Origin of the sequence: Micromonospora chalcea (assembly GCF_028768405.1) — a bacterium.
Taxonomy (GTDB): Bacteria; Actinomycetota; Actinomycetes; order Mycobacteriales; family Micromonosporaceae; genus Micromonospora; species Micromonospora chalcea.
Map to the genome: position 1 here is coordinate 3,335,676 of NZ_CP118233.1, position 16,969 is coordinate 3,352,644.

Sequence of the window (16,969 nt, forward strand, 5' to 3'; positions counted from 1 at the left end):
CGTTGTCGCGGACAGTTGAGCCCATGACCGTTCGCGCACCCCGCCGTGTCCTGACCGCCACCGCAACCGCCCTGCTCGCCGCCGCCGGCCTGACCGCCTGCGCGGACGGCACCGGCGCCGCGAGCGAGCCGGGCAAGGTCGGCGTGGTGGCCGCGTTCTACCCGCTGCAGTTCCTGTCCGAGCGGATCGGCGGCGACACGGTCTCGGTCAGCAACCTGACCAAGCCCGGCGCGGAGCCGCACGACCTGGAACTCAACCCGCGGCAGGTCGGCCAGGTCGTCGACGCCGACGTGGTCGTCTACCTCAGCGGCTTCCAGCCGGCGGTGGACGAGGCGGTGGAGCAGAACGGCGGCGACCGCGCGTTCGACGTGGCGGGCGTGACGCCGCTGCGCGACGCCGCCGCCGGTGGCCACGACCACGACCACGAGGGCGAGGCCGGGCACTCCGGGGAGGGCGGCGGCAAGGACCCGCACGTCTGGCTCGACCCGACCCGGCTGGCCACCATCGGCGACAAGCTCGCCGAGCGCCTCGGCAAGGCCGACCCGGAGCACGCCGCCGACTACACCGCCCGCGCAGGCGCGCTGCGCGCCGAGCTGACGAAGCTGGACACCGAGTACGCCGACGGCCTGCGCACCTGCAAGCGCCGCGAGATCGTCACCAGCCACACCGCGTTCGGCTACCTCACCGAGCGCTACCAACTGGAGCAGATCGGCATCAGCGGGCTCACCCCGGAGTCCGAGCCGTCGCCGCAGCGCCTCGCCGAGGTCGCCGAGGAGGCCCGCGAGCACCAGGCCGGCACGATCTTCTTCGAGACGCTGGTCAGCCCGAAGGTCGCCGAGACGATCGCGCGTGAGGTGGGCGCGAAGACGGCGGTGCTGGACCCGCTGGAGGGCCCGCCCGCCGACGGCGACTACCTCTCCGCGATGCGTACCAACCTGCAGACCCTGCGAACCGCTCTGGACTGTTCATGACCCCACCCGTGATCGAGATCGCGCACGCCACAGTCGGCTACGACGGCCGCCCGGTGCTGCGTGACGTCTCGTTGACAGTGACCGCCGGCGAGGTGGTCGCCGTGCTCGGCGCCAACGGCTCCGGCAAGTCGACGCTCGTGCGCGCCGCGCTCGGCCTGGTGCCGGTCGGCGCCGGGTCGGTCGCCCTGTTCGGCACGCCGCAGCGCCGCTTCCGGCAGTGGCACCGAATCGGGTACGTGCCGCAGCGGCTCGGCGCGGGCAGCGGAGTGCCCGCCACCGTACGCGAGGTGGTGGCGTCCGGGCGGCTGGCCCGCCGCGGCGTGCTGCGGCCCGCCGGACGGGCGGACCGGGAGGCGGTGGCGGCAGCGCTGGACGCCGTCGGGCTCGCCGACCGGGCCGGCGACCCGGTGTCCACGCTCTCCGGCGGCCAGCAGCAGCGCACCCTGATCGCCCGCGCGCTCGCCGGCGGGCCGGAGCTGCTGGTGCTCGACGAGCCGACCGCCGGGGTGGACGCGGCCAGCCAGGAGGCGTTCGCCGGGGCGCTGCGCTCGTTCCGCGACGGCGGCGGCACGGTGCTGCTCGTCGCGCACGAGCTGGGCCCGCTGCGCCCGCTGATCAGCCGGGCCGTGGTGGTGCACCAGGGCGGCATCGCCCACGACGGCGCCGTGCCGGAACCCGCCGGCCACCACGCCGACCCCGACCACGAGCACGTGCACCCGCACTGCGACGAGGAGCCCGCCCGGCTCTGGACAGGCATCTGAGATGGACCTCTTCCAGTACGACTTCATGCTCCGCGCCCTGGTCGGCGCGCTGATCATCGGGCTGGCCGCGCCGGCGCTCGGCATCTACCTGGTGCAGCGGCGGCTGGCCCTGATCGGCGACGGGATCGGGCACGTGGCGCTCACCGGCGTCGGCGCGGGCCTGCTGCTCAACCGCTCCCCCGTGCTGGTGGCGGTGATCGCCGCGACGCTCGGCGCGATCGTCATCGAGCTGGTCCGCGCGTACGGGCGCACCTCCGGCGACCTGGCGCTGGCACTGCTGTTCTACGGCGGCATCGCCGGTGGCGTGGTGCTGGTCGGGCTCTCCGACGCCAGCAGCGGGGCGCTCAACGCGTACCTGTTCGGGTCGCTGACCACCACCTCGCAGGGCGACCTGGTCACCATCGGCGTGCTCGGCGCGGCGCTGCTGGTGACCATGCTGGTGCTGCGCCCGGCGCTGTTCGCGGTCTGCCACGACGAGGAGTACGCGCGCGTCTCCGGCCTGCCGGTACGCGCGCTGAACCTGATCATCGCGGTCGGCACCGCGATCACGGTGACCATCGCCATGCGGGCGGTCGGGGTGCTGCTGATCAGCGCGCTGATGGTGGTGCCGGTGGCCACCGCGCAGCAGGTGACCCGGGGCTTCCGGTCCACCATGGCGGCGGCCATGGCCCTGGGGCTGTTCGCCGCCGGCGCCGGGGTCTGGGTGGCGGCCACCGCGGACACCGCGCCCGGCGCGTCGGTGGTGCTGGTGGCGATCGGCTCGTTCCTGCTGGTCGCGCTCGGCGCGGCCGGTGTGCGGGCGCTGCGACGCCGGAGCGGGAGCGACCGGGCCGCGCCGCCGGTCGAGCCCGCCGAGCACGAGGTGCTGCTCGGATGAGGCCCTACCGGCTGACGCAGCTGGGATTGGTTACCGTTACAGGGTGACCGGCACGAACGGGTACGACGCCTTCGAGGGCGCGGGTGACCTGCTGCGCGCGCTCTCGGCCCCGATCCGGCTCGCGATCGTCAGCGAGCTGGCCGAGGGCGAGCGCTGCGTGCACGAGCTGGTCGAGAAGCTCGGCGCGCCACAGCCGCTGGTCTCCCAGCACCTGCGGGTGCTGCGCGGCGCCGGGGTGGTACGCGGGTCGCGGCGCGGCCGGGAGATCGCGTACGCCCTGGTGGACGACCACGTCGCGCACATCGTGGCGGACGCGGTCAGCCACGCCGGTGAAGGGCCCTCCTGAGGCGCGAAACTGTCTCGTGCCGGCAGGGCCGAGCCGTGGCAGGCTGTCCGGCGTGAAGATTTACGCCGACCGCTTTCCCACCGCCGCCCGCCAGTTCCTCACCGACCTGCTCGTGGTGGTCTGGGTGTACGCGGCGATCCGCTTCGCGCTGTGGCTGCACGACGTGGTCGAGAAGCTCGCCGTACCCGGGCAGAAGCTGGAGGGGGCCGGCGGTGGCCTCGCCGACAACCTGGCCGACGCCGGCGGCAAGGTCGGCCGCGTGCCGCTGGTCGGCGACGAGCTGACCGCGCCGTTCACCCGGGCCGCCGACGCCGCCCGCGCGGTCGCCGAGGCCGGCCGCGACCAGCAGGAGATGGTCGGGCAGCTGGCGCTCGGGCTGACCATCGCGGTGCTGGTGTTCCCGCTCGGCCTGGTGCTGTTCGGCTGGCTGCCGCTGCGGGTGCGCTGGATGCGCCGGGCCGCCGCGGCGAAGGCCCTGGCCGGCGCGCCGGCCGGCCGGGACCTGCTGGCGCTGCGCGCGCTGGCCGGTCAGCCGCTGTCGAAGCTGAACCGGATCGCGCCGGACGTCGCCGAGGCGTGGCGGCGCGGCGACGACGCGACTGTCGACGCGCTCGCCGCGCTGGAGCTGCGCGGGCTGGGGCTGCGCGGCGGCCGCTGACGGACCGGCTCCCGGCTCCCGGCTGATGCACTTCTCGGCGTTATGCCTCTGAGTCATATTTAAATATGCCTGAGAGGCATAACGCCAAAAACAGAGTCCTTCCTCTGGCACCACGTGACACCGCGTAACGGGTCGCTGGCCCCGCCTGAGGACCGCCGGTCCGACGGCACGCCGCAGGTCCGGCACCACGGCCACGGGCCCGGGCCACGCCGCGACACCAGCTCGCTCCCCCGGTTCGGGAACGGAGACCGGTGGGGCGCGGCCGAAGTTCCTGCGCGGCCGGGCAGTCGCCCGCGTGGACCGACGGGCGACGCCGTCCGCAGGCGCAGCACGCCGGAACCCGGCACCGCACCGGCGGACGACGACCGCCGCGCGGGCGCGCCGAGGCGTAGCGGTTGGTCAGCGGGCCGGCGGGATGCGGCGGCGCACGTCCTCGGCGGTGGACGGCCCCGGTTCCCAGCGCGCCACCCACGGCAGGTCGGCGGGCGGCGTGAGGACGCCGTCCTCCAGCGAGGCGTACCGGCCGGCGACGATCCGCTTGGCGGCGGCCACGTCGACCGAGTCGGTGTTCGACCACAGGCCGGTGAACAGCTCGTCGACGCGCAGCCGCGCCTGACGGCAGAACAGGTCGGCCAGCTCGACGTTCTCCGGGTGCGCGTCCCGCTCGGCGTAGGCCCGGACGCAGACCGCGCTCATCGCGAACAGCTCCGCGCCGATGTCCACCACCCGGCCGAGGAACGCCTGCTTACGCTCCATCTTCCCCTGCCACCGGGACATCGCGTAGAACGTCGACCGGGCCAGCTTGCGGGAGGTCCGCTCGACGTGGCGCAGGTGCCCGGCCAGCGGCCCGAACTCCTGGTACGCCCCGGGCGTCTGCCCCTTGCCGACAGCGAGCGTGGGCAGCCACTTCGCGTAGAAGGCGCCGGCCCGCGCGCCCGCCTTCGCCTTGCGGCCCAGCCCGGCGTCCGGGTCGATGATGTCGCCCGCCACCGACAGGTGCGCGTCGACCGCCTCGCGGGCGATAAGCAGGTGCATGATCTCGGTGGAGCCCTCGAAGATCCGGTTGATCCGCAGGTCACGCAGGAGCTGCTCGACGGCGGCGGGCCGTTCGCCCCGGGCGGCGAGCGAGTCGGCCGTCTCGTACCCGCGTCCGCCGCGGATCTGGATCAGCTCGTCGGCGATCCGCCACGCCATCTCGCTGGCGTAGAGCTTGACCAGCGCCGCCTCGATCCGGATGTCGTTGCGGTCGTCGTCGGCGAGCATGCAGGACAGGTCGAGCATGGACTCCATGCCGTACGTGGTGGCGGCGATGAACGACAGTTTCTTCGCCACCGCCTCGTGCTCGGCCACCGGTCGGCCCCACTGGACCCGGTCCGCCGCCCACTCCCGGGCCACGTTCAGCGCCCACTTCCCGGCGCCCACGCACATGGCCGGCAGCGAGAGACGGCCGGTGTTCAACGTGGTCAGCGCGATCTTCAGGCCCTTGCCCTCGCCGCCGATCACGTTCTCGGCCGGCACGAACACGTCGTGGAAGCGGGTGAGGCTGTTCTCCAGGCCGCGCAGCCCGACGAAGGAGTTGCGCCGCTCGACGGTGATGCCGTCGCTGTCGCCCTCCACCACGAACGCGGTGATGCCGCCGCGCCGCCCCTCGCCGGCCGGCACCCGGGCCATCACCACGAGCAGGGTGGCGAGCGTGCCGTTGGTGGCCCACAGCTTCACCCCGTTGAGCCGGTAGCCGGTGCCGTCCGCCGTCGGCTCGGCGGTGGTGGCGAGCCGGGCCGGGTCGGAGCCGACGTCCGGCTCGGTGAGCAGGAACGCGGAAACCTCACCGGCGGCTAGCCGGGGCAGGAACCGGTCCTTCTGCTCGGGCGTGCCGAACATCTTCAGCGGCTGCGGCACGCCGATCGACTGGTGCGCGGAGAGCAGCGCGCTGACCGCCGGGCTCACCGAGCCGACGAGCATCAGCGCCCGGCAGTAGTGCAGGTTGCTCAGCCCCAGTCCGCCGTACTTGCGGTCGATCTTCATGCCGAACGCGCCCAGCCCGGCCAGTCCGTGGAACACCTCGTCAGGGATGCGCGCGTCCCGCTCGATCGCCTCACCGTCCACCTCGGACCCCAGGTACGCCCGCAGCGAGCCGAGGAACTCGTCGGCACGGGCCACCTCGGCCGGGTCGGGGCGGGGCCACGGGTCGATCAGGTCGAGCCGGAACCGGCCGAGGAACAACTCCTTGCCGAAGCTGGGCCGGTCCCAGGCCGACTCGCGGGCCGCCTCGGCGACCTGGCGGGCCTCCTTCTCGGTGACCTGGCCCGCCTCTCCGGGCAGCGGCTCCGCGCCGTCGGGGGACTCGGGCCGGCTGTTCTGTGTCGTGGTCACGGCTGCCTCCTCGTCGGTCCGGCTGCGTCGACGCGCTCGACGAAAACGACGCTACCCCCGGGTGTTACCCAGGGGTAGCGCCGCGTGCACGTCCGATTTGGCGGACGGTCAGCCGCCGGTGAGCGTCTGCGGGTCGTCGTCCTCGTCGTCGATGTCGTCGTCGCCCCAGTTGCGGCGGCTGAACGGCAGGATCGCCCAGAAGATCAGGAACCAGAGGCCGGTGAGCGCGCTGAGCAGGAACGCGATCGGCCGGTCCAGCACGAAGTCGGAGACCAGCAGGACCGAGCTGACCATCGCGATCAGCATGAAGAACAGGCCGCCGGTGGCCATCCGGTGGGCGAAGCGGACCAGTTCCGGCTTGCGGCCCTGGCGGAACAGCGCCCGGTGGAACGCCACCGGAGAAATGATCATCGCGGCGGACGCGGCGGCGGTCAGCAGCGCCAGGATGTAGACGTCACGCTGGAACTCGGTGGTCCGGTCGAACCCGGCGCTGAACGGCAGCGTCAGCAGGAAGGCGAACAGGATCTGCACGCCGGTCTGCGCGACGCGCAGCTCCTGCAACAGATCGGCGAAGTTGCGCTGCCAGCGCTGCTTCTCGGATTCCTTCGACACTCGCGGACCTCCCCGGGAGACGGCACGGCCGGCGGGTGAACGCCCACCGGCAGGACCGCCTGTGCCCCGTACGGATGATCACGAAACCGGTTCAGGAACCGCGGCGGATCCGCCCCGCGTACCGTGCCTCCAGCTCGGCGTTGTGCTCGTCGCCGCCGGTGATGTTCGCGGACAGGTAGACCGGCGGACGCTCCCCCGCCGCGACCAGCCGGGCCACCACCTCGGCGACGATCTGCTGGGCGAGCAGCGCCGCGGTGATCGACGAGACCGCGCCCACCGCGCCGCCGCCCGGCAGCGGCAGCGTGGCGTCGCCGTACGGGGCGCCGTTGTCCAGCACCACGTCGGCGAAGTCGGCGAGCTTGCGGCCGGACGGGTGCCGCGACGTCATCCGGGCCGAGTGCTGCGCCGACGTGATCGCCACCAGCCCGTGCCCGCGTTCCTTCACGATGGACGCGAACTCGACCATCGCCCCGTTCACGCCCGAGTTCGAGGCGAGCACGAACACGTCCTGCGGCCGGATCGGCGCCAGCTCGTAGAGGCGGTGCGCCACCGCCGGGTCGCGTTCCAGCTTCGGGCCGAGCACGTCGGCCGGATCGCCGCCGACCAGCACCAGGTCACGCAACGCGATCCGGTTCGTGGGCACCAGCCCGCCGGCCCGACCGGCGATCTCCATGGCCAGCGCCTCGGAGTGCCCGGTGCCGAACGCGTGCACCACACCATCGGCGCGCAGCGCCGCTGCGATCAGGTCGGCCGCGTCGGCCACGTTGCGCCGCTGCTCGGCGGCGACCCGGCCGATCGTCTCGGTCACCACCGCCAGGTACGCCTCGGCGCTCACCGTCATGCCTCCTCCGTTCCTGCGCACCGGGCGAGGATCGCCTCGGCCAGCGGGCCGGGCGCCTCGTCCGGGATCCAGTGGCTGACGCCGGGCAGCGTCACGAACCGGTAGTCACCTGTGACGTGCGCGGCGCACGCCTGCGCGGCCGTCCGGCCGATCGCCACGTCCTTGTCGCTCCAGACGAACGTGGTGGGCACCCCGACCGGGGCGACCGCCTTCATGTCCGCCCCGGTCATCGCCCGGTACCAGTTCAGCGCCGCCGTCAACGCCCCCGGCTCGCGCATCGGCTCGGCGTACCGGGCCACCGCGCCGGCGTCGCCCACGCCGCTGAGCAGCTTGCGCAGCGTGGCGGCGTTCCACGCCAGCAGCACCCGCTCCGCCGTACCGGGCTTACGGAACAACGCTATGTACGCGGACTTGACCTTCTGCCGCGGGTCGGTGGCGAGCGCGTGCCCCATCGCGGCCGGGTGCGGCACCGACACCGCGGTCAGCGTCCGCACCCGCTCCGGGTGCGCCGCCGCCAGACCCCACGCCACGATCGCGCCCCAGTCGTGGCCGACCAGGTGGGCGCGGGTCACCCCGAGGGAATCCAGCACGCCGGCCGCGTCGGCCACCAGCTCCGGAATCCGGTACGCCCCGACGTCCGCCGGACGCGCGCCGGGCGAGTAGCCGCGCTGGTCGAGCGCGTACGTGCACAGCCCGGCGGCGTGCAGCGCGGGCGTCACCGCGTCCCACTCGCCGGAGTGCTGCGGGAATCCGTGCAGCAGCAGGACCGGGTCACCGCCCTCGGGGCCGCCGGCGCGTACCTCGAACGTCAGTCCCCGCGCATCCACCAGCATGATCGCCACCATACCGACACTCGCCCTGCTGGGCCGGGGCCCGTGGTCGGTGCTAGCGTCTGCGACGAGACAACTTCACATCCGACAGGGGAGCGCACAGCGCTGAGAGTGCGGGCCGGTGCCCGCAGACCCTCGAACCTGATCTGGGTAATGCCAGCGCAGGGAGTTCGGTCGACCTCCAGCCGCGTCGCCGTCCGGTGACCACCGGGCGCGGCGTGCGTCTTCTCCTGGTTCACCTCGACGAACTGGGAGCCAACCGTGAACCACACCGACAGCAACCGCTGGCGTACCGTCGACATCGTCGTCGCCTCGGTCATCGCCGTCACCTTCGGCGTCGTGTTCCAGCTCTGGAACATCCTCTGGAAGGGCAGCGACGGGCCGTTCGCCTTCTTCGCCCCGCTCCAGTCGGTCATGTACGGCGTCTGGCTCATCCCGGCCGTGCTGAGCGCGCTCATCGTCCGCAAGCCGGGAGCGGCGCTGCTCACCGAGACCGTCGCCTCGGCCGTCTCGGTGCTGCTCGGCTCCCCCTACGGTGCGATGGCGATCCTCCAGGGCGCGGTGCAGGGCCTGGGCGTCGAGGCGGTCTTCGCGGCCACCCGGTACCGCCTCCACCGGCCGCTCACGGCGGCGCTCGCCGGCGCGTGCGGCGGCCTCTTCGCCACGCTGTTCGACGCTCTCTACTGGTACCCCGGCACGAGCTGGACGACGTTCCGGCTGCCCTACATCGCGTTCGGCGTGCTCAGCTGTCTGCTGGTGGCCGGCCTGGGTGCGGTGGCCCTCACCCGCGCGCTGGCGAACACCGGCGTCCTGGACCGCTTCCCCGCCGGCCGCGACCGAGCCCTGGTCTGACGGCTCGCCCCGCCCCGGTGATCAAGGAGTTTGCGTCCGCCGGGCACGGTTTTCCGGACGCGAACTCCTTGATCACGCAGGCTGGGCCGGGAGAGGGGGTGGTGGGCGGTGAGCGGGGTGGTGCTGCGGGGGTTCGGGTGGCGGCACGGGGGACGGAAACGCTGGGCTCTGCGCGGGGTGGATCTGCGCGTGGAGAGCGGCGAGCGGGTGCTGCTGCTCGGACCCTCCGGCGCCGGTAAGAGCACGCTGCTGGCGGCGCTGGCCGGGCTGCTGCCGGAGGACTCCGGCGAGCAGGAGGGCACCGTCGAGATCGACGGGCTGGACCCGCGCAAGGCCCGCGAGCGCGTCGGCATCCTGTTCCAGGATCCGCAGACCCAGCTCGTCATGGCCCGTTCCGGCGACGACGTCGCGTTCGGGCTGGAGAACCGGGGCGTGCCCGCCGGGGAGATCTGGCCCCGCGTCGACGAGGCGCTGCGCCGGGTCGGCTTCCCGTACGACCGGGACCGCCCGACCGCCGCGCTCAGCGGCGGCGAGCAGCAGCGGCTCGCCCTGGCCGGCACGCTCGCGCTGCGCCCCGGACTGCTGCTGCTCGACGAGCCCACCGCCAACCTCGACCCGGCCGGCGCCGCGCTGATCCGCCGGGCCGTCGCGGACGCGCTCGACACGGACACCACGATGGTCCTGGTGGAGCACCGGGTCACCGAGGCGCTGCCGCTGGTCGACCGCGTGGTGGTGCTGGAACCGGGCGGCGGGGTGCGCGCCGACGGGCCGCCCGCTGCGGTCTTCGCCGCGCACGGCGACGCGCTGGCCGCCGCCGGGGTCTGGGTACCCGGCCACGTCACGCCACCCCGGCACGCCACCACGCCGCCCGGCGACGTGCTGCTCACCGCGGAGCGGCTCGGCCTGACGCCGCGGCTCGACCCCACCGATCTTCGGGTACGCGCCGGCGAGGCGCTCGCCGTCCTCGGCCCCAACGGGGCCGGCAAGTCCACGCTGGCGCTGCTCCTGGGCGGCCTGCTGAAACCCGGCACGGGCGGCGTCACCGCGTCGGCGGAACTGGCCGGGCGGGACGCGCGCACTCCCCCGCACCGCTGGCGGGCGCCCGCGCTGGTACGCCGGATCGGCTCGGTGTTCCAGGACCCGGAACACCAGTTCGTCACCGCCACCGTCCGCGACGAGCTGGCGCTCGGCCCGCGCCGCACCGGGCAGCCCGAGGCAGCGGTCAGCGCCACAGTGGACGCACTGCTGGAGCGGCTGCGGCTGGACCGGCTGGCCGGCGCCAACCCGTACACCCTCTCGGGTGGCGAGGCGCGGCGGCTGAGCGTGGCGACGGCCCTGGCCACCGCGCCCCGCCTGCTGATCTGCGACGAGCCCACGTTCGGCCAGGACCGGCGCACGTGGCTGGAACTGATCGACCTGCTCGCCGAGCTGCGCAACGCCGGGCACGGCGTGGTGGCGGTGACCCACGACGAGGACTTCGTGGCCGCGCTGGCCGACCGGACGCTCACCCTGGGGGCGTCCTCGTGATCAACGTCGAACCGGTCGCCGCGCCGGGCGCTCCGCTGGCCCGGCGCAACCCGGTGGCGAAGCTGGCCGCCGCGATGGTGTTCACGCTGATCCTGGTGGCGACGCTCGATCCGGTGGCCCCGGCCGTCGCCATCGCCGTCGAACTCGCGGTGCTGCCGCTGTTCGGCGTCCGCTACCGGGTGCTGGCCCGCCGCGCCTGGCCGCTGCTCGCCGGTGCCGTCGGCATCCTGGTCACGCTTGTGCTCTTCGCGGCCGACCGTTCCGGCCCGGTGCTGCTCCAGGCCGGGCCGGTCCTGGTCACCGAAGGGGTGCTCGTCACGGCGCTGGGCCTGGTGCTGCGGATGCTCGCGGTGGCGCTGCCCGGCATCGTCGTGTTCGCCACCACCGACCCGACCGACCTGGCCGACGCGCTGATCCAGAACGCGAAGGCGCCCGCCCGGTTCGCCATCGGCGCGCTGGCCGCGTTCCGCATGGTGCCTCTGCTGGAGCAGGAGTGGCGGATGATCAGCATGGCCCGGCGGGCCCGTGGCGTGGACGCCGGCCGCAATCCGGTGGCGAAGCTGCGGCTGTTCGGGTCGACCGCGTTCACGCTGTTGGTGGGCGCGATCCGGCGCGGTACACGGCTCGCCGTCGCGATGGACGCCCGGGGCTTCGACGCGGGTACGCCGCGCACCGTGGCCCGCCCGCAGCGCTTCACCGGCGCGGACACGCTGCTGGTCGTGGGAGCGGCCCTCCTGGCCGCCGCCGCTCTGGCGACAAGCATCGCCCTGGGCACCTTCCGCCCCCTGATCGGCTGACCCGCACCTCGCCTCGCCCCGCCCCGTTGATCATGAAGTTGACGGCACGGGTTGCCCGTTTTGTCGCCGCCAACTTCATGATCGACCGGCGTCGGTGAAGATCTTGGTAGGAAATGGTCCCTATAGGGGCCGAAATCTTCCAAGATCTCTAGGGACACCGGCGGTGGGGGCGAGCGGCGGGAAGGAGAAACGCTGCCCGGGCAAGGACCCGGATGAGGGGCCTGCCCGGGCAGCGGGCGACGGGAACCGGCCTGCCGGTCAGCTCCGGCGGAACGCGTAGAAGCGGGTCTGGCCGGCGCGCTGGCTGCGCCCGGTGACCCGGGCCTGCCGCCCTGCCGGTGGGCCGGATCGGGGCGGCGTCGCGGGTGCGCTGGGCAGGACCGGAGTCTCCGGTGACGCCGAATGCGGCGCCGCGTCCAGGGACCCGGCGGACGCCACCGGCTCCGTCGGGAGCACCACTGCGGGCGGCGCGGTGAGCGCGTCGAGCGCCGGCGCGATCACCTGCGGCGAGGACTGTTTGCGGGACTTCTTCGGATTGCGCTTCGCGGGCATTCGCGGGCCTCCTGTCGTGCGGGCGCGCCGACCGGGACGCGCCGAGCGAAGGCTCCGGCGCATTCCGATCACGACAGACACCGCGACCGACGGTGGCGGGGAAGGATGCGGACGCCCGGAGCAGGACGGGTCCACGGCACTCGCGGCGGTGGACCGGGCTCGGAGGTGGGGCGTCACATACGCATGCGGCAACGCTATCGCGCCACCGGCGAGTCCCGCAGCCGAATTAAGCCGAGGGACGTACGGCCACCCACCGGTCACACCCTGTGGACACCGTGGCCCACATCCTCGACGGCCGCGATACGGTCGCAGCACGGCAGTACGGACGAGAGGTGGCGGTACGCATGGCAGAGCAGGCGACGGCGCAGATCGGGGTCACCGGTCTGGCGGTGATGGGCCGCAACCTGGCCCGGAACCTGGCCCGCAACGGCTTCGCCGTGGCGGTGCACAACCGGTCGCCGGAACGTACCCGCAGCCTGGTCGCGGAGCACGGCGACGAGGGCACGTTCGTGCCGTCGGAGTCGCTCGCGGACTTCGTCGGCTCGCTGGAGCGGCCCCGCGCGGTGATCGTGATGGTGAAGGCCGGCGCCCCGACCGACGCGGTGATCGACGAACTGGTCCCGCTGCTGGAGGAGGGCGACATCGTCGTCGACTGCGGCAACGCGCACTTCGCCGACACCCGCCGCCGGGAGGAGGCGCTGCGCGCGCACGGGCTGCACTTCGTCGGTACCGGCGTGTCCGGCGGCGAGGAGGGCGCGCTGCTCGGCCCGAGCATCATGCCCGGCGGGTCGGCCGAGTCGTACCGCAAGCTGGGGCCGATCTTCTCCAAGATCGCCGCGCACGTGGACGGCGAGCCCTGCTGCCGGCACGTCGGGCCGGACGGCGCGGGCCACTTCGTGAAGATGGTGCACAACGGCATCGAGTACGCCGACATGCAGCTCATCGCCGAGGCGTACGACCTGTTGCGGGCCGGTCTGTCGGCGAGCCCGGCGGAGATCGCGGAGATCTTCCGGGAGTGGAACGGCGGCGAGCTGGGGTCGTTCCTCATCGAGATCACCGCCGACGTGCTCGGCCACACCGACGCGGCCACCGGTCAGGCGTTCGTCGACGTGGTGCTCGACCAGGCCGAGCAGAAGGGCACCGGCCGCTGGACCGTGCAGAGCGCGCTCGACCTGGGCATTCCGATCACCGGCATCGCCGAGGCCACGTTCGCCCGGTCGCTGTCCGGGCACGCCGGCCAGCGCGAGGCCGCCCGCCGGGTGTTCGCCGACGCGGGCGAGAAGTGGCAGGTGGACGACCGGGAGACGTTCGTCGAGGACGTGCGCCGCGCGCTGCTGGCCAGCAAGATCGTCGCGTACGCGCAGGGCTTCGACCACATCCGCGCCGGCAGCCGGGAGTACGACTGGAACATCGACCTGGGCGGCACGGCCACCATCTGGCGGGGTGGCTGCATCATCCGGGCCGGTTTCCTGGACCGCATCCGCGAGGCGTACGACGCGGAGCCGGACCTGGCGACGCTGCTCGTCGCGCCGTGGTTCGCCGAGCGGGTCAGCGCCGGCGTACCGGCCTGGCGACGGGTGGTGGCCGACGCGGCCCGGGCGGGCGTGCCGGCACCGGCCTTCGGGTCGTCGCTGGCCTACTTCGACGCGCTGCGGGCGCAGCGGCTGCCGGCCGCGCTGATCCAGGGGCTGCGGGACAACTTCGGCGCGCACACCTACCACCGGGTGGACCGGGACGGCTCGTTCCACACGCTCTGGGCGGGCGACCGCTCCGAAGTGGAGGCGTGAGCCCGGCCGGACACCTCACCAGGCCCGCTGGGCGTGCGGGTCGGGCGCCCAGCCGGCCGCCGGCTCGCCGGCCGCCAGTTCGCCGATCTCGCCGGAGCGGACCGCCGGGGTGTGCCCCAGTTCGGCGCACCACCGCTCGGCCAGCTCGGCGCACAGCCCGGCGACCGCGTCCCGGCGGTCCGGTTCCACCAGGTCGGCGGCGGCCAGGGCAGCAGTCATCTCGTACCGGAGATCGCGCATCCTCCACCCCCGTGGCGGGCGCGCACCCGGCGGCGCGCCCTGCGCCGATCGTAGAGCGCAACGCCCCGCGCCCGGCGGGAAAGCCGGATGCGGGGCGTACCGGTCGGGCCGACGTCGCAGGTCAGAAGAACCGGCGACGCCTGGCCTTCTGCGGCCGGATCAGGTCGGCGCCCTTGGTCAGCAGACGGCTCACCCCGGACGGGCCGCGACGGGCCTCCAGGGTGTGGCTGAGCCGGCGCGCGCCGGCCGCCGCCAGCGGCACGGCGACCGCCATGACCGCCCACTGCGCGATCCGCTTCTGAATCATGTGGTTCACCTCCGCGTTTGCTGTCTGGAGGTATCGGTACCCAGAGCGGCGCGCCGGTAAGCCTGCCCCCTCAGGCGCCCGGGGCGACCGGGTTGGGCAGGGCGCCGCCGAAGCGGCGGTCGCGCTGGGCGTACAGCTCGCAGGCGTACCAGAGGTGGCGGCGGTCGAAGTCGGGCCAGAGCGTGTCCAGGTAGACCAGTTCGGCGTACGCGGTCTGCCAGAGCAGGAAGTTGGAGATGCGCTGCTCGCCGGAGGGGCGCAGGAACAGGTCGACCTCGGGCACCTCGGGGTGGTAGAGGTACCGCGCGACAGTCTTCTCGTTCACCTTGGCCGGGTCCAGCCGGCCGGCGGCCACGTCCCGGGCGATCCCGGCGGCGGCGTCGGCGATCTCCGCCTGGCCGCCGTAGTTGACGCAGAACTGCAGCGTCAGCGTCGAGTTGCCGCGCGACATCTCCTCGGCGGTCTGCAGCTCGGAGATGACGCTCTTCCACAGCCGGCCCGCGCGGCCCGACCAGACCACCCGTACGCCCAGGTCGACGAGCTGGTCGCGGCGGCGACGGATGACGTCGCGGTTGAAGCCCATCAGGAAGCGGACCTCGTCGGGCGAGCGCCGCCAGTTCTCGGTGGAGAACGCGTACGCCGACAGGTAGGGGATCCCCATCTCGATCGCGCCTTCGACGGTGTCGAAGAGGCTGTGCTCGCCCTGCTCGTGCCCCTTGGTGCGGGGCAGGCCGCGCTCCTTGGCCCAGCGGCCGTTGCCGTCCATCACGATGGCGACGTGCCGGGGCACCGCGGCGGGCGGCAGCGCCGGCGGACGGGCCCCGGAGGGGTGCGGGGTCGGCGGGACCGGCTCGCGGCGGGTCGCCCTCGTCGATCGGATCACTCGGTCATCTCCCTGTTCACACCGGCGACGGGCCCGGCGCCGGAGCGCGGCGGGGCCACATCCGGTCCCGCGCCGCCGGGCGACGGGACCGCGCCGGCCGCCGGGGCGCCCCGGTCGACCAGCGGCAGCGAGCGTAGCGCGCGTTCCAGATGCCACTGGAGGTGCGCCGCGACCAGCCCGCTGCACTCCCGGCGTACGCCGGTCTCGGCCGCGTCGGCGTACCCCCAGTCGCCGGAGGTCAGCGCGGACATCAGCTCCAGCGTGGCGGGCGCGGGGTGGGCGGCGCCGGGGGGCCGGCAGTCCGGGCAGACGGCGCCGCCGGCCGGTACGGAGAACGCGCGGTGCCGGCCCGGCTCGCCGCAGACGGCGCAGGCGGCGAGCGCCGGCGCCCAGCCGGCGAACGCCATACCGCGCAGCAGGTACGCGTCGAGCACCAGCGTGGTGGCGTGCTCGCCGCGGGCCAGCGACTTCATCGCGCCGAGGGTGAGCTGGAACAGCCGCAGCGACGGTTCGCGCTCGACCGGGGTGAGCCGCTCGGCGGTCTCGGCGATCGCGCTGGCGGCCGTGTAGCGGGGGTAGTCGCCGAGGAACCGTTTTCCGTACAGCTCGATCGCCTCGACCTGGCTGACGGTGTGCAGCGAGCTGCCCTGGTTGCCCTTGGGGTCACCGGCGAGCTGGAGGTCGACGTGCCCGAACGGCTCCAGCCGGGCGCCGAACCGGCTCGTGGTGCGCCGCACGCCCCGGGCCACCGCGCGCAACCGGCCGTGCCGGCGGGTGAACAGCGTGATGATCCGGTCGGACTCGCCCAGCTTCTGCACACGCAACACCACCGCGTCGTCGCGGTAGAGCTGTCGGCGGTACCCGGCCATCAGGCCATTCTCCCTCCGGGTGCGATCTCAGGGTCGGCTCGGGGTGGACCGGCGGGCGATCCCCGATGTGCCGGGCGCCGGGCCGGACCTAGTGTGCTGGCCATGGCTTCGCTCCGTACCGCGGTGGCCGCGACCGCTGCCGCCACGCTCATCGTTCTCTCCGGGTGTGACACCCTCTCGTTCCGCCGGCTCGACTACGACCACACCGAGCAGGCGAAGATCACCCGGATCACCGTGACGGAAGACGGCTCCGGGGACGTCGTGGTCCGGGCCAACGGCCCGGCCGACCAGGTACGGATCAAGCGCGTCGTCCGCTACCAGGGCGACGAGCCGACCAGCCGGTACGAGATCAAGGGCGACGAACTCGTGCTGCCCACCGACTGCGGTCACCGGTGCAGCATCTCCTGGGAGGTGACCGCGCCGCCCGGCGTGGCGGTGAAGGGCGGGACCGCCTCGGGCAACGTCGACCTGACCGAGATCGGGGCGGTGGAGTTCACGCTCAGCTCCGGCGACCTGACCATCCGGGGCGCCACCGGAGAGGTCCGCGCGTCGTCCACGTCCGGCAACATCCGGGTGGTCGAGGCGGCCCGCCCGGTGCGGTTGCGGGCCCGTTCCGGCGACATCGAGGCCCGCCGCCTCGCCTCCGCGGTCGACGCCGAGACCACCTCCGGCAACGTCGTCGTGGAACTGGACCAGCCCGCTCCGGCCCGGCTGCACGCCACCAGCGGGGACGTGGACCTGGCCGTGCCGGCCGGCCGCTACCGGGTGCGGGCCGAGGCGAGATCCGGGGACACCGACGTGACGGTGACCGACGACCCGGGCGCGTCAGTGCTGCTGGACGTCTCCGCCACCAGCGGGAACGTGACGGTCACCAGCCGCTGAGCGC

The 16,969-nt window shown here is 73.8% G+C and carries 19 protein-coding genes and 1 riboswitch; of the genes, 10 read left to right on the top strand and 9 right to left on the bottom strand.

All coding sequences use genetic code 11. The features are described 5' to 3' along the window. The first annotated feature begins 23 nt into the window (after positions 1-23). From PVK74_RS14365 to PVK74_RS14385, 5 genes are read left to right on the top strand one after another with little or no spacing between them, the layout of a single operon-like run. The gene (locus PVK74_RS14365) at positions 24-971 is read left to right on the top strand and encodes a metal ABC transporter substrate-binding protein (RefSeq protein WP_043329040.1); all 948 of its coding nucleotides are present in this window, start codon (positions 24-26) and stop codon (positions 969-971) included. After that, on the top strand, positions 968-1,732 hold the full coding sequence (locus tag PVK74_RS14370) for a metal ABC transporter ATP-binding protein (protein ID WP_030503147.1): 765 nt from the start codon (positions 968-970) through the stop codon (positions 1,730-1,732). Before PVK74_RS14365 ends, PVK74_RS14370 begins: the two co-directional genes overlap by 4 nt. A 1-nt stretch (position 1,733) precedes the next feature. Then, entirely contained in the window at positions 1,734-2,609 is an 876-nt protein-coding gene (locus tag PVK74_RS14375; protein ID WP_043329036.1) for a metal ABC transporter permease, read from the top strand. A gap of 43 nt (positions 2,610-2,652) precedes the next feature. Beyond that, a complete protein-coding gene (locus PVK74_RS14380; protein WP_030503145.1) occupies positions 2,653-2,955 on the top strand; it encodes an ArsR/SmtB family transcription factor in 303 nt (100 codons plus the stop codon). A 52-nt stretch (positions 2,956-3,007) separates the two neighbouring features. Next, positions 3,008-3,613, top strand: a complete 606-nt coding sequence (locus tag PVK74_RS14385) for a hypothetical protein (RefSeq protein WP_274479213.1) — start codon at positions 3,008-3,010, stop codon at positions 3,611-3,613. Between the two features lie 399 nt (positions 3,614-4,012). Here the strand turns inward: PVK74_RS14385 and PVK74_RS14390 are convergent, their stop codons facing one another. The 4 genes from PVK74_RS14390 to PVK74_RS14405 all read right to left on the bottom strand — a co-directional run bounded on the left by PVK74_RS14390 (position 4,013) and on the right by PVK74_RS14405 (position 8,272). Beyond that, positions 4,013-5,986, bottom strand: coding sequence for an acyl-CoA dehydrogenase family protein (locus PVK74_RS14390; protein ID WP_274479214.1), 1,974 nt, complete (start codon positions 5,984-5,986; stop codon positions 4,013-4,015). A 108-nt stretch (positions 5,987-6,094) separates the two neighbouring features. After that, positions 6,095-6,598: a DUF6328 family protein gene (locus PVK74_RS14395; RefSeq protein WP_043329032.1), complete on the bottom strand. Its 504-nt coding sequence runs from the start codon at positions 6,596-6,598 to the stop codon at positions 6,095-6,097. A gap of 91 nt (positions 6,599-6,689) precedes the next feature. Then, on the bottom strand, positions 6,690-7,439 hold the full coding sequence (locus PVK74_RS14400; protein WP_030503141.1) for a sugar isomerase domain-containing protein: 750 nt from the start codon (positions 7,437-7,439) through the stop codon (positions 6,690-6,692). Further along, the gene (locus tag PVK74_RS14405) at positions 7,436-8,272 is read right to left on the bottom strand and encodes an alpha/beta fold hydrolase (protein ID WP_199495982.1); all 837 of its coding nucleotides are present in this window, start codon (positions 8,270-8,272) and stop codon (positions 7,436-7,438) included. Before PVK74_RS14405 ends, PVK74_RS14400 begins: the two co-directional genes overlap by 4 nt. A gap of 76 nt (positions 8,273-8,348) precedes the next feature. Then, positions 8,349-8,455, top strand: a riboswitch (TPP riboswitch). A gap of 75 nt (positions 8,456-8,530) precedes the next feature. On the opposite strand from PVK74_RS14405, the gene PVK74_RS14410 reads away from it, so the two are divergent. The 3 genes from PVK74_RS14410 to PVK74_RS14420 all read left to right on the top strand — a co-directional run bounded on the left by PVK74_RS14410 (position 8,531) and on the right by PVK74_RS14420 (position 11,445). After that, complete coding sequence (locus tag PVK74_RS14410) at positions 8,531-9,121, top strand: ECF transporter S component (protein WP_064448685.1); 591 nt, start codon at positions 8,531-8,533, stop codon at positions 9,119-9,121. 108 nt (positions 9,122-9,229) lie between these two features. Continuing rightward, positions 9,230-10,648, top strand: a complete 1,419-nt coding sequence (locus tag PVK74_RS14415; protein WP_274479215.1) for an ABC transporter ATP-binding protein — start codon at positions 9,230-9,232, stop codon at positions 10,646-10,648. Next, entirely contained in the window at positions 10,645-11,445 is an 801-nt protein-coding gene (locus tag PVK74_RS14420) for an energy-coupling factor transporter transmembrane component T family protein (RefSeq protein WP_043329026.1), read from the top strand. The genes PVK74_RS14415 and PVK74_RS14420 overlap by 4 nt, the downstream gene beginning before the upstream one ends. Positions 11,446-11,703: 258 nt before the next feature. Here PVK74_RS14420 and PVK74_RS14425 read toward each other — a convergent pair whose 3' ends face one another. Beyond that, positions 11,704-11,997 (bottom strand): hypothetical protein, encoded by a 294-nt coding sequence (locus tag PVK74_RS14425; RefSeq protein ID WP_274479216.1) that lies wholly within the window; start codon positions 11,995-11,997, stop codon positions 11,704-11,706. A gap of 344 nt (positions 11,998-12,341) precedes the next feature. On the opposite strand from PVK74_RS14425, the gene gndA reads away from it, so the two are divergent. Then, the gene (gene gndA / locus PVK74_RS14430; protein ID WP_274479217.1) at positions 12,342-13,784 is read left to right on the top strand and encodes an NADP-dependent phosphogluconate dehydrogenase; all 1,443 of its coding nucleotides are present in this window, start codon (positions 12,342-12,344) and stop codon (positions 13,782-13,784) included. Positions 13,785-13,799: 15 nt separating this feature from the next. On the opposite strand, the gene PVK74_RS14435 is transcribed toward gndA, so the two are convergent. The 4 genes from PVK74_RS14435 to recO form a co-directional block, all read right to left on the bottom strand. Beyond that, on the bottom strand, positions 13,800-14,024 hold the full coding sequence (locus tag PVK74_RS14435) for a hypothetical protein (RefSeq protein WP_043329023.1): 225 nt from the start codon (positions 14,022-14,024) through the stop codon (positions 13,800-13,802). 121 nt (positions 14,025-14,145) lie between these two features. Next, positions 14,146-14,331, bottom strand: a complete 186-nt coding sequence (locus tag PVK74_RS14440) for a hypothetical protein (RefSeq protein ID WP_013287960.1) — start codon at positions 14,329-14,331, stop codon at positions 14,146-14,148. Positions 14,332-14,401: 70 nt separating this feature from the next. Further along, a complete protein-coding gene (locus tag PVK74_RS14445; RefSeq protein WP_166457763.1) occupies positions 14,402-15,214 on the bottom strand; it encodes an isoprenyl transferase in 813 nt (270 codons plus the stop codon). Next, the gene (recO, locus tag PVK74_RS14450) at positions 15,211-16,083 is read right to left on the bottom strand and encodes a DNA repair protein RecO (RefSeq protein WP_043329020.1); all 873 of its coding nucleotides are present in this window, start codon (positions 16,081-16,083) and stop codon (positions 15,211-15,213) included. The genes PVK74_RS14445 and recO overlap by 4 nt, the downstream gene beginning before the upstream one ends. 102 nt (positions 16,084-16,185) lie before the next feature. Between recO and PVK74_RS14455 the strand changes: the two genes are divergently transcribed. Continuing rightward, complete coding sequence (locus tag PVK74_RS14455) at positions 16,186-16,965, top strand: DUF4097 family beta strand repeat-containing protein (protein ID WP_043331022.1); 780 nt, start codon at positions 16,186-16,188, stop codon at positions 16,963-16,965. Positions 16,966-16,969: the final 4 nt, after the last annotated feature.

Excerpts from the sequence above, each read along its gene's own strand:
- PVK74_RS14440 (WP_013287960.1), bottom strand. The coding sequence starts at position 14,331 with ATGATTCAGAAGCGGATCGCGCAGTGGGCGGTCATGGCGGTCGCCGTG.
- PVK74_RS14370 (WP_030503147.1), top strand. The coding sequence starts at position 968 with ATGACCCCACCCGTGATCGAGATCGCGCACGCCACAGTCGGCTACGAC.
- recO (WP_043329020.1), bottom strand. The coding sequence starts at position 16,083 with ATGGCCGGGTACCGCCGACAGCTCTACCGCGACGACGCGGTGGTGTTG.
- PVK74_RS14455 (WP_043331022.1), top strand. The coding sequence starts at position 16,186 with ATGGCTTCGCTCCGTACCGCGGTGGCCGCGACCGCTGCCGCCACGCTC.
- PVK74_RS14405 (WP_199495982.1), bottom strand. The coding sequence starts at position 8,272 with ATGCTGGTGGATGCGCGGGGACTGACGTTCGAGGTACGCGCCGGCGGC.
- PVK74_RS14400 (WP_030503141.1), bottom strand. The coding sequence starts at position 7,439 with ATGACGGTGAGCGCCGAGGCGTACCTGGCGGTGGTGACCGAGACGATC.
- PVK74_RS14365 (WP_043329040.1), top strand. The coding sequence starts at position 24 with ATGACCGTTCGCGCACCCCGCCGTGTCCTGACCGCCACCGCAACCGCC.
- PVK74_RS14375 (WP_043329036.1), top strand. The coding sequence starts at position 1,734 with ATGGACCTCTTCCAGTACGACTTCATGCTCCGCGCCCTGGTCGGCGCG.
- PVK74_RS14435 (WP_043329023.1), bottom strand. The coding sequence starts at position 14,024 with ATGCGCGATCTCCGGTACGAGATGACTGCTGCCCTGGCCGCCGCCGAC.
- PVK74_RS14425 (WP_274479216.1), bottom strand. The coding sequence starts at position 11,997 with ATGCCCGCGAAGCGCAATCCGAAGAAGTCCCGCAAACAGTCCTCGCCG.
- gndA (WP_274479217.1), top strand. The coding sequence starts at position 12,342 with ATGGCAGAGCAGGCGACGGCGCAGATCGGGGTCACCGGTCTGGCGGTG.